This is a genomic window from Ensifer adhaerens (genome assembly GCF_001270265.1).
Lineage (GTDB): Bacteria > Pseudomonadota > Alphaproteobacteria > Rhizobiales > Rhizobiaceae > Ensifer > Ensifer adhaerens_B.
Window position 1 is genome coordinate 923,904 of sequence record NZ_LGAP01000001.1, and the last position, 13,447, is coordinate 937,350.

14 protein-coding genes and 1 pseudogene are annotated in these 13,447 nt (G+C 60.5%); 6 read left to right on the forward strand and 9 right to left on the reverse strand.

Annotated features, from left to right (window positions below; genetic code table 11):
• Positions 1-88: 88 nt before the first annotated feature.
• Positions 89-1,021, forward strand: a complete 933-nt coding sequence (locus AC244_RS04430) for a ribose-phosphate pyrophosphokinase (protein ID WP_053247541.1) — start codon at positions 89-91, stop codon at positions 1,019-1,021.
• A gap of 346 nt (positions 1,022-1,367) precedes the next feature.
• On the opposite strand, the gene AC244_RS04435 is transcribed toward AC244_RS04430, so the two are convergent.
• From AC244_RS04435 to AC244_RS36235, 6 genes are all read right to left on the reverse strand, one after another.
• Complete coding sequence (locus tag AC244_RS04435) at positions 1,368-2,237, reverse strand: cytochrome c1 (RefSeq protein WP_053247542.1); 870 nt, start codon at positions 2,235-2,237, stop codon at positions 1,368-1,370.
• 32 nt (positions 2,238-2,269) lie between these two features.
• On the reverse strand, positions 2,270-3,592 hold the full coding sequence (locus AC244_RS04440; RefSeq protein ID WP_053247543.1) for a cytochrome b: 1,323 nt from the start codon (positions 3,590-3,592) through the stop codon (positions 2,270-2,272).
• A gap of 14 nt (positions 3,593-3,606) precedes the next feature.
• Complete coding sequence (gene petA, locus AC244_RS04445; RefSeq protein ID WP_053247544.1) at positions 3,607-4,185, reverse strand: ubiquinol-cytochrome c reductase iron-sulfur subunit; 579 nt, start codon at positions 4,183-4,185, stop codon at positions 3,607-3,609.
• 365 nt (positions 4,186-4,550) lie between these two features.
• Complete coding sequence (locus AC244_RS04450; protein ID WP_053247685.1) at positions 4,551-6,416, reverse strand: ABC transporter ATP-binding protein; 1,866 nt, start codon at positions 6,414-6,416, stop codon at positions 4,551-4,553.
• 120 nt (positions 6,417-6,536) lie between these two features.
• Positions 6,537-8,390 (reverse strand): ABC transporter ATP-binding protein, encoded by a 1,854-nt coding sequence (locus AC244_RS04455; RefSeq protein WP_053247545.1) that lies wholly within the window; start codon positions 8,388-8,390, stop codon positions 6,537-6,539.
• A gap of 55 nt (positions 8,391-8,445) precedes the next feature.
• The gene (locus tag AC244_RS36235) at positions 8,446-8,805 is read right to left on the reverse strand and encodes a hypothetical protein (RefSeq protein WP_152975830.1); all 360 of its coding nucleotides are present in this window, start codon (positions 8,803-8,805) and stop codon (positions 8,446-8,448) included.
• On the opposite strand from AC244_RS36235, the gene AC244_RS04460 reads away from it, so the two are divergent.
• The gene (locus tag AC244_RS04460; RefSeq protein ID WP_053247546.1) at positions 8,793-9,362 is read left to right on the forward strand and encodes a GNAT family N-acetyltransferase; all 570 of its coding nucleotides are present in this window, start codon (positions 8,793-8,795) and stop codon (positions 9,360-9,362) included. The genes AC244_RS36235 and AC244_RS04460 overlap by 13 nt on opposite strands.
• A 6-nt stretch (positions 9,363-9,368) precedes the next feature.
• A pseudogene (locus AC244_RS04465) lies at positions 9,369-9,829 on the forward strand (tRNA (cytidine(34)-2'-O)-methyltransferase).
• A 77-nt stretch (positions 9,830-9,906) separates the two neighbouring features.
• Here AC244_RS04465 and AC244_RS04470 read toward each other — a convergent pair.
• The gene (locus AC244_RS04470; protein WP_053247547.1) at positions 9,907-10,482 is read right to left on the reverse strand and encodes an NADPH-dependent FMN reductase; all 576 of its coding nucleotides are present in this window, start codon (positions 10,480-10,482) and stop codon (positions 9,907-9,909) included.
• 77 nt (positions 10,483-10,559) lie between these two features.
• Between AC244_RS04470 and soxR the strand changes: the two genes are divergently transcribed.
• Positions 10,560-11,039 carry a redox-sensitive transcriptional activator SoxR gene (gene soxR, locus AC244_RS04475; protein WP_053247548.1) on the forward strand — a complete coding sequence of 160 codons (480 nt, stop codon included), beginning with the start codon at positions 10,560-10,562 and terminating at the stop codon, positions 11,037-11,039.
• 116 nt (positions 11,040-11,155) lie between these two features.
• Here the strand turns inward: soxR and AC244_RS04480 are convergent, their stop codons facing one another.
• A complete protein-coding gene (locus AC244_RS04480) occupies positions 11,156-11,416 on the reverse strand; it encodes a hypothetical protein (RefSeq protein WP_025427204.1) in 261 nt (86 codons plus the stop codon).
• Positions 11,417-11,610: 194 nt separating this feature from the next.
• On the opposite strand from AC244_RS04480, the gene hemF reads away from it, so the two are divergent.
• Positions 11,611-12,522 carry an oxygen-dependent coproporphyrinogen oxidase gene (gene hemF, locus AC244_RS04485; RefSeq protein WP_053247686.1) on the forward strand — a complete coding sequence of 304 codons (912 nt, stop codon included), beginning with the start codon at positions 11,611-11,613 and terminating at the stop codon, positions 12,520-12,522.
• Positions 12,523-12,639: 117 nt separating this feature from the next.
• On the opposite strand, the gene AC244_RS37085 is transcribed toward hemF, so the two are convergent.
• Positions 12,640-12,816, reverse strand: coding sequence for a hypothetical protein (locus AC244_RS37085; protein WP_161807835.1), 177 nt, complete (start codon positions 12,814-12,816; stop codon positions 12,640-12,642).
• 156 nt (positions 12,817-12,972) lie between these two features.
• Here AC244_RS37085 and AC244_RS04495 point away from each other — a divergent pair, with 156 nt between their 5' ends.
• Positions 12,973-13,245, forward strand: a complete 273-nt coding sequence (locus AC244_RS04495; RefSeq protein ID WP_053247550.1) for a BON domain-containing protein — start codon at positions 12,973-12,975, stop codon at positions 13,243-13,245.
• The last annotated feature ends 202 nt before the right edge of the window (positions 13,246-13,447 follow it).

Below are 13,447 nucleotides of genomic sequence, written 5' to 3' on the forward strand. Positions count from 1 at the left end.
GTCGTTGTGATTCCACACACAAGGCTCTAAAGGTGCCCGCGAACTTAAATCTCTGTTCCCGAAGGCTCCTTGAAACAGGATCGCGCTAATGAAGCTGGTGACCGGTAACTCCAACCGCGCCCTTGCCGAAGCCATTGCCAACTACCTAAATCTTCCCCTCACAGACTGTACGGTCAAACGCTTCGCCGACCAAGAAATCCACGTTCAACTCCATGAGAATGTGCGCGGCGAGGACGTTTATATTCTCCAGTCAACAAGCGCCCCCGCCGATGGCAATCTCATGGAGTTGCTTATCCTGACCGATGCGCTGCGCCGCTCATCTGCCCGCCGTATCACGGCCGTGATCCCTTACTTCGGCTATGCCCGTCAGGATCGTCGTGACATTGGCCGCACTCCGATCTCGGCGAAGTTGGTAGCCAATATGATTGCTGGTGCAGGTGTCCATCGCGTCATAACGGTAGATCTCCATACCGATCAGATTCAGGGCTTTTTCGATATTCCGACTGATAATCTTTACTCAGCGCCGGTCATGACCCGCGACATTGAGGAGAACTACGACTCCAAGAACTTGATGATCGTTTCGCCCGACGTGGGCGGCGTGGCACGAGCTCGCGCCATCGCCAAGCGCATTGGTGCCGATCTTGCGATCGTCGATAAACGGCGACCCCGCGCAGGAGTGTCGGAAGTTATGAACATCATTGGTGATGTGTCCGGGAAAAGCTGCCTTCTGATCGACGACATCGTAGATAGTGGCGGGACGTTGATCAACGCGGCTGAAGCCTTGTTGGAAGCTGGTGCCAAGGAGGTTTCGGCTTATATCACTCATGGTGTGCTTTCCGAAGGTGCCTGCGAACGCATCGGTGCCAGCAACCTCAAGGAATTGGTCGTGACCGATTCCATTAACGAGACCGAAGCTCAACGTCAGACCCCCAATATCCGACGCATCATTATCGCGCCGTTGATTGGCGAAGCCCTCGCACGCACGGCCAAGGAGCAAAGCGTTTCAAGCCTTTTTAACTGATTTGACGCATGGCGCGATACCAACTGCAATGGCCGCAGTTGGCGCATAGCTGCGATGGCGCTCCACTGCTGGTGGCACATTTGATACCGAATGCCGGAATTCTCCCGCCCGTGTGTGAGCGGCACACCGCTTACGCTTCTTGTGCCGTGTCGCCATGCGACACCAAGCCCCCGACAGGCCACACTGTGCCATTGACACGGCAACCGGCATGTCCTTACCCGTGCGGATTGACCTCGCACGCGTTTCGCGTCTCCGAACGAAAACAGCACCGCGCAAACAAAAATGGCCCCGGACGAACCGGGGCCTTTTCTCAGGTTTCGATCAAGCTGGCCGAGCCAGATTGCGATCAATGTTCCTTGTTGGCGTAAACCGACTTCTTGGTCAGATAGATGAGACCGGTAAAGATCAGCAGGAACACCATGACCATGAAGCCGGTGCGCTTGCGATCTTCCAGGTGCGGCTCGGCAGCCCACATCAGGAAGGCCGAGACGTCCTTGGCATACTGGTCCACCGTCTGCGGCGCACCGTCGTCGTAGGTAACCTGATCGTTGGAGATCGGCTGAGCCATCGCCAGTGCTGAAGCGCTGGCGAAGTAAGGGTTGTAGTGCGTGCCTTCGGCGACCTGAACGCCTTCCGGCGGCTCGTGATAGCCGGTCAGCAGCGCGTGGATATAGTCCGGGCCACCTTCCTGGTAGGGCCAGAACATATCGAAGACGAACTGCGGGAAGCCGCGTTCGATGCCGCGCGCCTTGGCGATCAGCGAGAAGTCCGGCGGTGCAGCCCCGTTGTTCGAAGCAGCAGCAGCTTCCTTGTTCGGGTACGGCGACGGGAAGTGGTCCGAAGGCACGGCCTTGCGGGTGAACATTTCGCCGTCGGCGTTCGGGCCGTCCTGAACTTCGTAGTTCGCCGCAAAGGCCTTCACCTGAGCGTCGGAATAGCCAAGGCCATCAAGTGTACGGAATGCCACCAGATTCATCGAGTGGCAGGCCGAACAGACTTCGGTGTAGACCTTCAGGCCGCGCTGCAGCTGGCCCTTGTCGTAGGTCCCGAACGGGCCGGCAAACGACCAGTCCTGCTGTTCCGGCTTGTGGATCGGATAGTGGGGCGTGCCGCCGCCATGCTCCTCGCCACCTGCCGCCTCTTCAGCGACAGCAGCTCCGAGACCGAGGCCAGCGACGACAGCAAGTGACAGAATGCCTGTTACAAGCTTTTTCATTGTTGTGGGTTCCTTATCAATCGCTGTTCTGATCAGACGCGTGCGGCGGCCGGCTGAGCCTTCGCATTCTTCTTCTCCAGCACCGCTTCGGTGATGGAGTTCGGAATGCGCTTGGGCGTCTCGATCAGGCCGAGAACCGGCATGATGACGAGGAAGAAGCCGAAGTAGTACAGCGTGCCGAGCTGGGAGTAACCCACATAGTTACCCGCGAGGTCGCCGCCAAAGATCAGGCCAAACAGACCACTGCCTTCCGCCGGGCGCGAGCCGAGCCAGCCGAGCATGATGGCGTTGACGACGAAGATCCAGAAGAACAGCTTGTACCAGGGACGGTAAACAGCCGAGCGAACCTTGGACGTATCAAGCCAGGGCAGGAAGAACAGGATGATGATCGAACCGAACATCACCAGAACGCCGCCGAGCTTGGAGTCGATCGGGCCGACATTGAAGGTGATGGCGCGCAGCATCGCGTAGAACGGCAGGTAGTACCATTCCGGAACGATGTGAGCAGGCGTCTTCAGCGCGTCAGCCGGAATGTAGTTGTCCGGGTGGCCAAGGAAGTTCGGCATGTAGAAGACGAACCAGGCGTAAACGAGCAGGAAGACGGAGACGCCGAGTGCATCCTTCAGCGTTGCGTAGGGCGTGAAGGGAACGGTATCGGTCTTCGACTTCACTTCGACGCCCGTCGGGTTCGTCTGGCCGGTCACGTGCAGAGCCCACACGTGAAGCACGACGACGCCGGCGATCATGAAGGGCAGCAGGTAGTGCAGCGAGAAGAAGCGGTTCAGCGTCGGCTGGTCGACGGCAAAGCCGCCAAGCAGGAACTGTTGGATCCACTCGCCTACCAACGGAAAGGCCGTGAAGAAGCCGGTGATAACGGTCGCACCCCAGAAAGACATCTGACCCCAGGGCAGAACGTAGCCCATGAAACCGGTCGCCATCATCAGGAGGTAGATGACCACGCCGAGGATCCAGAGGATTTCGCGCGGTGCCTTGTACGAGCCGTAGTAGAGGCCGCGGGCAATGTGCAGGTAAACGGCGATGAAGAAGAACGATGCGCCGTTGGCGTGCATGTAGCGCAGAAGCCAGCCGTGGTTGACGTCGCGCATGATCTTTTCGACCGAGTTGAACGCAACGGTCGCTTCAGCCGCATAATGCATCGCAAGCACGACGCCGGTCAGGATCTGGACGACCAGCATCACTGAAAGCATGGCACCAAAGGTGTAGGCATAGTTCAGGTTCCGGGGAACCGGATAGCTGATGAAGCTGTCGTGAATCATGCGCGGCAGCGGAAGACGGGAATCAACCCATTTCTCAATGCCAGTCGTTGGCGTGTAGGTTGAATGTTCAGCACTCATTATCAGTAGTCCCCTCAACCGATCTTGATAACTGTGTCGGAAACGAACGCGAAGGTCGGCACGGGGAGGTTTTCCGGCGCCGGACCTTTACGGATTCGGCCTGCCGTATCGTAGTGCGAACCGTGGCAGGGACAGAACCAGCCACCGAAATCACCGGCCTGACCAAGCGGCACGCAGCCGAGATGGGTACAGGAGCCGATCATCACGATCCAGTTTTCCTTGCCTTCGCCGGCGGAGCGATCGAGATCGTTCGCCTCGGCGTCAGTCGGAAGGTTGGCGTTACGCGCAACCGGATCCTTAAGGTCGGCAAGAGTGACCGCTTTGGCCTCTTCCACTTCCTTCTCGGTGCGGTTGCGGATGAAGATCGGCTTGCCGCGCCATTTGGCCGTCAGCGACATGCCGGGCTGCAGGCTCGATACGTCGACCTCGATCGAGGCGAGCGCGAGCGTCGATGAATCCGGACGCATCTGGTCGATGAAAGGCCAGGCCACCGCGCCGGCGCCAACGACGCCCGCCATGCCCGTAGCCAGATAAAGGAAATCGCGGCGAGTGGGCTCGCCCAAGGTCTCGCTTGAAGTGTCGTGTTCGCTCACGGCTAAACCATCCTCTCACGCAATGTTGCGGAAACCGCATCCGCCCAGCGAGATCCCTGCCCTTGCGGTTTGACCTAGGTCAAGGAAACACGCCCAATCAATGTGCTGGCACCTTAGCCGGCTTGCTGTTGCAAACACGTTATTCGGTGTCAGAATCCGTTAAGTTCTGCGCGCACACGGCTCGCAGATTCCCCGTCAATCCGGCGCGTTCTATGCTTGATCGCAAATTATGTCCAGCCTTGACAAGGGCGGGTGGGCAGATTGTCGCGGGGAAAAGCGCGGCCAATTGGCACAAGCACTTGACGGTTGGCATCCCCACTGGCCGACAGTCGTCGGAGGGGCGTGAAAATGGGCGCTGGACTGCCCTACTCCGCGGCTTCCTCGCGGGCCAGAAAGCCGCCGGATTGCCGCGACCAGAGGTCGGCATAAAGACCGCCCCGGGCGATCAGTTCGGTGTGGGTTCCGTCCTCGATGATCCGGCCCTTGTCCATGACGACGAGCCGGTCGAGGGCGGCGATCGTCGACAGTCGATGAGCGATAGCCAGCACCGTCTTTCCCTGCATCAGCCGGTCGAGATTAGACTGGATCGCCGCCTCGACCTCGGAATCGAGCGCCGACGTCGCCTCGTCAAGAACGAGGATCGGCGCATCCTTGAGCATGACGCGTGCGATGGCGATCCGCTGCCTCTGCCCGCCCGAAAGCTTGACACCGCGTTCGCCGACATGGGCATCGAAGCTCCTGCGGCCGCGCTGGTCCTGGAGATCGAGGATGAACTCGTAGGCCTCGGCCTTCTCGGCCGCCATCACCAATTGCTCCTCGCTTGCGTCCGGGTGGCCGAAGAGGATGTTGTCACGAATGGAGCGGTGCAGCAGCGAGGTATCCTGGCTCACCATGCCGACCTGCGCGCGCAGCGATTCCTGCTTGACTGCCGAAATATCCTGCCCGTCGATCAGGATGCGCCCGCCTTCAAGGTCGTAGAAGCGCAGGAGCAGATTGACGAGCGTCGACTTGCCGGCGCCCGAACGGCCGACGATGCCGACTTTCTCTCCGGGACGAATGACCAGGGAGAAGTCGTCGATGACGCCAGCGCCCTTGCCGTAGTGGAACTTCACATGCTCGAAGCGGATTTCCGGCTCGCTGACCGAAAGCTCCTTGGCGCCCGGCCTGTCGACAAGGCCGATCGGTTGGGAGACGAGCTCGGCCGAATTCTGGATCGTGCCGATGTTGCGCATGATCGAGTTGAACTGCGTCATCATGCGCCCGAGCAGCATGTTGAGCCGCAATATAAGCGCCAGCGTGAAGGCGACCGCACCCGAACTGATCACGCCGCCAAGCCAGAGGTGAATGGCATAGACCGCAATAGCCGCGATCATCATGCCCGACAGGAGCGCAAGTGATGCGCGAACGGCAGTCAGAAGCCGGGTAAAGGGAATAACTGCGCGCTGGAAACGATCGAAGCCGGCGCGGATATAGCGATCGTTCTCGTCGTCACGGCCGAAGAGCTTCAGCGTCTGGATGTTCGAATAGGCATCCACCATCCGGCCGTTCAGCATCGAGGCCATTTCGGCGGTGTCGCGGGCATGCTTGCGGATGCGCGGGACGAAAAAGCGCGCCAACGCCAGGAAGATGACGATCCAGAATGCCACCATCGCCGCAAGGCGCCAGTCGAGCTGGGCAACCAGCGCCATGGTCGAGGCGGTATAAATGACGATGAACCAGACGACCTGCAGCAGCGACACGATCAGGTCGCTGGTCGCCTGTGCGCCCGACCAGACCTTCGTCACGATCCGTCCGGAAAAGTCATTCTGGAAGAAGGAAAGCGATTGCCGCGCGACGTGTGTATAGGACTGCCAGCGCACCAGATTGAGAAAGCCGGTGATGATCGACTGTTCCTCGACGAGCGCCGCCAGCGACACCGCGACGAAGCGGAACACCAGCACCGTCAGCAGCATGAACAGCAGTTCGGGGCCGTTGGCGGAAATCAACCCGCTCCAGCCCGCTTCCGGCTTCACCGTGTCGAGCAGATCGACAAGCCGGCCGACGAAATAGAAAAGCCCTGCCTCCAGCATGGCGACAAGGCCGCCAAGGATGGCCATCGCCAGAAACGGCCCCTTGGCCTGACGGGCATAGAACCAGGCGAAACCCCACAGTGATTTCGGCGGCTGCAATCGCTCCCGCGGCGCAAACGGCTTGATCGAGTTCTCAAAGATGCTGACGATGGCGCTGAGCATGGTTCCGATATAGGCGGTTCGGCGGCAACAGCAATCGCTTTCCGCCATCGAGCGCATTACAATTGCTTAACGTCAAGTGGCAAACCCCGCCGCCTGCATGCGCGGCGGGGCCGCAGCGGATCACTCCGCCGCTTCTTCCTTCTCGGCGTCGTCGGCGATGAAGCCGCCCGACTGGCGCGACCAGAGGTCGGCATAAAGGCCGCCCTTGGCCACGAGTTCGGCATGCGAACCCGTTTCAACGATCCGGCCGGCCTCGAGGATGACGAGGCGATCCATTTCCGTCAGCGTCGACAGCCGGTGGGCGATGGCGATCACCGTCTTGCCGGCCATCAGCGCGAACAGGTTCTCCTGGATCGCCTGCTCGACCTCGGAATCGAGCGCGGACGTCGCTTCATCGAGAACGAGGATCGGCGCGTCCTTGAGGAAGACGCGGGCGATGGCGATGCGCTGGCGCTGGCCGCCGGAGAGCTTGACGCCTCGTTCGCCGACCTGGGCATCGAGCGCCCTGCGTCCCCGGTTGTCCTCGAGACCCTGGATGAACTCCCAGGCATTTGCTCGCTTCGCCGCGGCAATGATCGCCTCGTCGTCCGCTTCCGGATGCCCATAGGCGATGTTGTCGCGGATGGAGCGATGCAGCAGCGAGGTGTCCTGCGTGACGACGCCGATCTGGGCGCGCAGGCTATCCTGGGTGACAGTCGAGATATCCTTGCCGTCGATCCGGATTGCGCCCGATTCCACGTCGTAGAACCGCAGCAGCAGGTTCATCAGCGTCGTCTTGCCGGCGCCCGAGCGTCCGACCAGACCGATCTTCTCGCCCGGCTTGATGTCGAGCGACAGGTGATCGATGACGCCCTTCGCCTTGCCGTAGTGGAAGCGAACGTTGTCGTAGGTGATCGCGCCCTTCTCCGCCGTCAGCGGCTTGGCGTCCGGCTCGTCGACGATGTCGTGCGCCTTGGTCATCATGCCGATGCCGTCATAGACCGTGCCGATGTTCTCGAACAGCGCCGAGACTTCCCACATGATCCACTGCGACATGCCGTTGATGCGCATGGCAAGACCGACGGCAATCGCAATGGCGCCGACCGAGATGGCACTTGTCAGCCACAAATGGATGCCAAGCGCGCTGATGGCAAAGAGCGCAATGCTGTTGTTGGCGTATACGAGCACATGGAACAGCGTCACCTTGCGCATCTGGCGATGCACGGTGTCGAGGAAGCCGTCCATGCCGGCGCGCGCATAGGTTTCCTCGCGACCCGCATGCGAGAACAGCTTGACGGTACCGATGTTGGTGTAGCTGTCGACGATACGGCCGGTCATCATCGAACGTGCGTCCGCCTGCTCCTTGGAGATCTTCTGCAGGCGCGGCACGAAATAGCCGACGATGCAGATGTAGATCACCAGCCAGACGGCGAGCGGCGTCACCAGCCGCCAGTCGGCAGCAGCAACGACGATCAGCATCGTGACGAAATAGCTGACGACATAGACGAAGACGTCGAGGATCTTCATCACCGTTTCGCGGACAGCAAGCGAGGTCTGCATGACCTTGGTCGCCACGCGGCCGGCGAATTCGTTGGCGAAGAACGTCATGCTCTGACGCAGCAGATAGCGGTGCATCTGCCAGCGGGCGATCATCGGGTAATTTCCGAGCAGCACCTGGTGCATGACCAGCGAATCGATCGCCACCAGCGCCGGCAGGCCGATCAGGACCAGACCGCCCATCCAGATGAGCCGGTGGCCTTCCGCTTCCAGGAAGCTCTCGCGATTGGCGTTCGACAGCCAGTCGACCATGTTTCCGAGAAACTGGAACAGAGCCACTTCGCCGATCGCGATCAGCATTGTGCAGACAGACATGATGAGCAGCCACGGAACCGCAGGCTTGGAATAGTGCCAGCAGAAGCCGAAAAGGCTTTTCGGCGGAAGCACAGGCTCTTCCGTCGGATAGGGATTGAGGCGGGATTCAAACCAGCCAAACATTGTCTTGCTCCTTCAGAGTATTTTGAAGGAAGGCGGGTATCTCTCCCCGCATTCTTTATCGTGAAAATTTCAGTCCGGAAATGCTGCCCCGCCATAGCGGGTTTGTCTTCCGGAGTTCCGGAAGCGCGCATAAATCTCTTGAAAGATAGGTCGCGGAACCGGTCAGGCCAAACGGTGGCCCATCACTCCTGGAAGGCGTGTCAACATCAATATAGTCATCATTGCCTCCGTCGGTTCGCGTTGAAGAGGTCTTCTGTCTACCTCTATTCGCCTCGATATGCCAGATTGTCGCAGGCACTTTCTTGCCTGTTTTTTCATCGTTCGGCTGGATGTTGCCCATTCGGCACAGATTAGGGACCACAAAATCAGCACGAGCGCGGACGGCATCGGTAGGAAACGCATATGAACGCTTCATCGACCACCCCTCCCGAACTGAAAGGGCATGGTTTCCTGCTGAGGCGCCCAATCGGTGGCGACGTCGACGCACGGCTCGCCCTTGGGCGTGACCCGGAGATCTACCGCATGTTCGGAGGCAGCGCCTCTCCTGCCCGCTACGGGCGAGCGGACGCAGAGATGTGGCTGCAACGCACCATCGAACATCCGGCCGCCTGGATCATTGATCGCAACGGGCTCATCGGCGAAGTCAGGCTCGACAATATCAACCGGCACGACCGGCGCGCCTCCTTCGCCATCGGCATCCTCGATCCGAAACTGCTGGGCCAAGGGCTTGGCACCGCGGTCACGAAGCTTGTATTGGGCCATGCGTTCGGCGAACTCGCCCTGCATCGCATTTCGCTGCGCGTGCTTGCCTTCAACGAACGTGCGATTGCCAGCTACCGCAAATGCGGCTTCTCGATCGAGGGGCGCGAACGGGAGGCGGCACTGATCGATGGCGAATGGCACGACGACATCATGATGGGGATTCTTGCGCACGAATTCTCCGCCGCACCAGACATGCCGCAAGGAAAGTAAACAGACGTGAGTGACCTTCGCATCGCCCTCTACCAGCCCGACATTCCCGGCAACACCGGCACGATCCTGCGCCTTGCGGCCTGCCTTGGCCTTGCCGTCGACGTCATCGACCCGGCGGCCTTCGCCTTTCCGCCCGCAATCAGAACCGCCCCGACATGGACTTTACCGCCTCGGCCCCCCCCCCCCGCCACATCAATTGGGAACGGTTCGAGGCGTGGCGTGTGCCGACGGGACGCAGGCTTGTGCTTGCCTCGACCAAGGCCGCCGTGCCCTACACCCGTTTCGAATTCCGCCCGGACGATATTCTGCTGTTCGGCCGGGAAAGCGCCGGTGTGCCAGACCATGTGCATGATCGCGCGGAAGGCCGCATCCTCATCCCGATGGCCGAGGGGCAACGGTCGCTGAATGTCGCCATGTCCGCCGCCATGATCGCCGGCGAGGCGATCCGCCAAGTCCAGTCGTTCTGACAAGCGTCGCATCATACCGTCCCTGCCCTTCCTGATGGGGGTTACGATGGCGCCACCAACGGCAGCGCCCTTCAAATTCAGGCGGCCACTTCGTTATAGGGCGTCAGCTTGCGCGCCTGCTTCAATGTCCGCGCCCACCAGATGAGCCGATCCATCATCAAGAACAGTGGCGCGCGCATCTCCTCTGGCTTGTAGAGGTTGCCGGCCGCATCGAATTTCGACCAGGCCTTGGCAAACTGGACGCCGTCGCGCAGCGTTACCGCATGCAGCTCGCCAAAGACCTGCCGCAGTTGCTCGACGGCGCGGATGCCGCCCGAAGCGCCGCCATAGGAGACGAAGGCGACGGGTTTGGCATGCCAGGGCTCGTAGACTGAATCGATCAGCTCCTTCAGCGCGGCCGGGTAGCCGTGATTGTATTCCGGCGTCACCACCAGGAAGGCATCCGCCTCGGCCACCTTGCGCTCCAGCCACTCGCCGGGATTGACCGCAGCACCTACGCCACGGGACGCTCTCAGCCGCGCTGGGTCGATAACCGTGAGATTGAACACGTTCGAATCCGAAATCTCGCGGATCAGCCAATTGGCGACCGTATCGCAGAAGCGCCCCTGTCGGGCGCTGCCGTAGATCACCGCAAGCGTCATTTTCTCTGTCATGGGGGTCGGCTCCTTGTTGTGAATTCCATGGAGCTCATGCTATAAAACCTCAACATTAGTTGAGGTCAATAGCTGTCATGACGATTGTAAGAAACAGCGAAATGCGGCGCGAGCTGACTGTCGGCGAAGTCGCAGAACGCAGCGGTGTCGCGGTTTCTACCCTCCATTTCTATGAGGCCAAGGGACTGATCCGCAGCAATCGCAGCCGCGGCAACCAGCGTCGCTATCCCCGCAGCGTGCTGAGGCGCGTGGCAGTGATCAAGGTCGCCCAGCGGACCGGAATTCCGCTTTCGGAAATCCAGGAGGCGCTGACGGTGCTGCCGGACGACCGGCCGCTGACGGTACAGGATTGGGCACGGCTGTCGGAGAGCTGGCGGGAGCAGCTGAACACGCGCATAGCCAGCCTGATGGCGCTGCGCGACCATCTGACGAGCTGCATCGGTTGCGGATGCCTGTCGCTCAGGGAGTGTCCGCTGCGAAATCCGCACGATGTGCTCTCGATGGAAGGCGCCGGGCCGCGGCTGATGGATGCGACGGAAGAGGACGGTCAGCCCTAGGACGCATTGCGGCCGCGTGGCGGCAATTGGGCAAGCGCCACCATGCTTGCTAACGTGCCGAAGGAAAACAAAATGGCGATCGTCATAGCCCAGCGATTGCCGGCCGAGCCGGGGCGTCAGTCGGCGGTCGGCAATCGGCGCATGGTGAATTCGATCTCGTCGCCGTCGAGCTGGCGCCAGCTTTCCACCTCGGTCCAATAGGCGGCTTTCGGCCAGGTATCGAACCATTCGCGGGCCTTGGCGCGGGCAGCACTTCGATCGAGCCGAAAGGTTTCACGCACGAAAAGGCCATCGCCTCGTGTCGGATTGTCCCGGCGATGCCGGGCGATCTGGCGCCGCAAACCATCAAGCGGCGGACCTGCGGGTATTCTTGCCATGGGCCATACCTCTGGAGGTAAAGATAGTGTGAGTATCGGGCCATTGCGAGTCCGTTTTACACTGCCCAGCCGATGCGGCACACTGGCCCGATGACCCGACCGCCGTTGCCAATCTGGCGGAAATATGAACTGTGGCGCACATCAACGAATCGGCGGCTTTCCGGCGCGCAAAGCCGCGAACAGGACAAATTTTCATGGAACGACCGCAACTACCCCAGGGGCTGCCTGCCGATATCGAAGACAAGAAGGCTGCAGCCAGGGCCTGGTTCGAAAGCCTGCGCGATACGATCTGCGCCGCGTTCGAGGCTGTCGAAGATGATCTGACCGGCCCCTTGTCGGACCGTGAACCGGGCCGCTTCGTCGGCAAGGAGTGGAGCCGAGACGGCGGCGAAGGCGGCGGCGGCCGCATGTCGATGATGGAAGGCCGTGTCTTCGAGAAGGTCGGCGTTCACACCTCGACCGTGTTCGGCGAATTCTCGCCCGAATTCCGCGAGCAGATCCCGGGCGCCAGCGAAGACCCACGTTTCTGGGCGTCGGGCATCTCGCTGATCGCGCATCCCGTGAACCCCAACGTTCCGGCCGTGCACATGAACACCCGCATGGTCGTCACCACCAGCAACTGGTTCGGCGGCGGCGCCGACCTGACGCCGGTGCTCGACCGCCGCCGCGTCATGACCGACCCGGACACCCAGCTGTTCCACCGCGCCATGGAGATCACCTGCAACCGACACGCGGTCGCGGATCACGCCAGGTTCAAGCAATGGTGCGACGACTACTTCTTCCTGAAGCACCGCAACGAGCCGCGCGGTACCGGCGGCATTTTCTACGATTGGCTTCAGTCTCCGGCCGAGCAAGGCGGCTGGGAAGCGGACTTCGCCTTCACCCGTGACCTCGGCAAGGCGTTCGCGCTCGTCTACCCCAAGATCGTGCGCACCAATTTCAACACGCCATGGACCGAGGAGGATCGCGACGAGCAACTCGTTCGTCGCGGCCGCTATGTCGAGTTCAACCTGCTCTACGATCGCGGCACCATCTTCGGCCTCAAGACCGGCGGCAACGTCGAGTCGATTCTTTCGTCCCTGCCCCCGGTCGTACGCTGGCCCTAGAGTATTTCCAGGAAAAGTGCGAAGTGGTTTTCCTACAGGAAATGCTTAAGAACAAGGAGATAGAGCGTTTCTGCTGCGAGCCGGAAACGCTCTAGCGAGCCTGAAGGTGCGCAGGCGTCATTTGCAGATGCGCACCTTCTTGATCACCACCCTGCCATAGGCGCCGTAGGTCTTCACCGTCTTGACGACGCAGGTCTGTCGCTGGCCATAGCTGTAGTTGCCGGCTTTTGCCGGCATGGCGATAGCAAGGACGGTCGTCATCGCAAGTGCGACGGCGAGGAAAGAATGACGCATGGATGGTTCCCCGTTCGAATTCTGCGGCCAGGAATGACGTGCGATCCGCATGTGCGACCGATCGCATGAAAGCCAGGTTCGCGCTGTTTCGATTGGAACACCTGAACAAATGGCCGAGCGCAGCGTTGTCTTTCCACCAAGGAAAGAGGCCGGACGATGATCTTCAAGAAGCGCACATTCCACGGCATTGAGCCGGAACGCAGCACGGGGGACCACCCCGCCGAACTCGAACGCCGCGTCGCGCACGGACTGGCCGTGACGCCGGGACTCGATGCAGCCGACGTCACCGTCGTCTGCAAGGGAAATACGATCGTGTTGGCCGGCCATGTCGCCACGACAGCTGAAATCGCCCGCGCGGAAGAAGCCGCAAGGCTGACGGAAGGGGTGGCGGAGGTGGTCAACCGCATCGAGGCGGCAGAGATCAGATAGATCTGACGCGTTTCCAGAAAAAGTGCGAAGCGTTTTCCGTCAGGAAATACGTAAAAACAAAGAGATAGAGCGTTTCCGCGGCTCCGTCTGAACCGGAAAACGCTCTACAGCGCCGCGCGTCTTATCAGACGCGCAAAGGACGCTGTAGCACTTTGAACTGCTGCATGTTTTGTCCTGAAATCGGCTACGATTTAAGGAAACA

Excerpts from the sequence above, each read along its gene's own strand:
- AC244_RS04480 (WP_025427204.1), bottom strand. The coding sequence starts at position 11,416 with ATGGCAAGAATACCCGCAGGTCCGCCGCTTGATGGTTTGCGGCGCCAG.
- AC244_RS04460 (WP_053247546.1), top strand. The coding sequence starts at position 8,793 with ATGAACGCTTCATCGACCACCCCTCCCGAACTGAAAGGGCATGGTTTC.
- AC244_RS04430 (WP_053247541.1), top strand. The coding sequence starts at position 89 with ATGAAGCTGGTGACCGGTAACTCCAACCGCGCCCTTGCCGAAGCCATT.
- AC244_RS04470 (WP_053247547.1), bottom strand. The coding sequence starts at position 10,482 with ATGACAGAGAAAATGACGCTTGCGGTGATCTACGGCAGCGCCCGACAG.
- AC244_RS04495 (WP_053247550.1), top strand. The coding sequence starts at position 12,973 with ATGATCTTCAAGAAGCGCACATTCCACGGCATTGAGCCGGAACGCAGC.
- AC244_RS36235 (WP_152975830.1), bottom strand. The coding sequence starts at position 8,805 with ATGAAGCGTTCATATGCGTTTCCTACCGATGCCGTCCGCGCTCGTGCT.
- hemF (WP_053247686.1), top strand. The coding sequence starts at position 11,611 with ATGGAACGACCGCAACTACCCCAGGGGCTGCCTGCCGATATCGAAGAC.
- soxR (WP_053247548.1), top strand. The coding sequence starts at position 10,560 with ATGACGATTGTAAGAAACAGCGAAATGCGGCGCGAGCTGACTGTCGGC.
- AC244_RS04450 (WP_053247685.1), bottom strand. The coding sequence starts at position 6,416 with ATGCTCAGCGCCATCGTCAGCATCTTTGAGAACTCGATCAAGCCGTTT.
- AC244_RS04440 (WP_053247543.1), bottom strand. The coding sequence starts at position 3,592 with ATGAGTGCTGAACATTCAACCTACACGCCAACGACTGGCATTGAGAAA.
- AC244_RS04435 (WP_053247542.1), bottom strand. The coding sequence starts at position 2,237 with ATGAAAAAGCTTGTAACAGGCATTCTGTCACTTGCTGTCGTCGCTGGC.
- AC244_RS04455 (WP_053247545.1), bottom strand. The coding sequence starts at position 8,390 with ATGTTTGGCTGGTTTGAATCCCGCCTCAATCCCTATCCGACGGAAGAG.
- AC244_RS37085 (WP_161807835.1), bottom strand. The coding sequence starts at position 12,816 with ATGCGTCATTCTTTCCTCGCCGTCGCACTTGCGATGACGACCGTCCTT.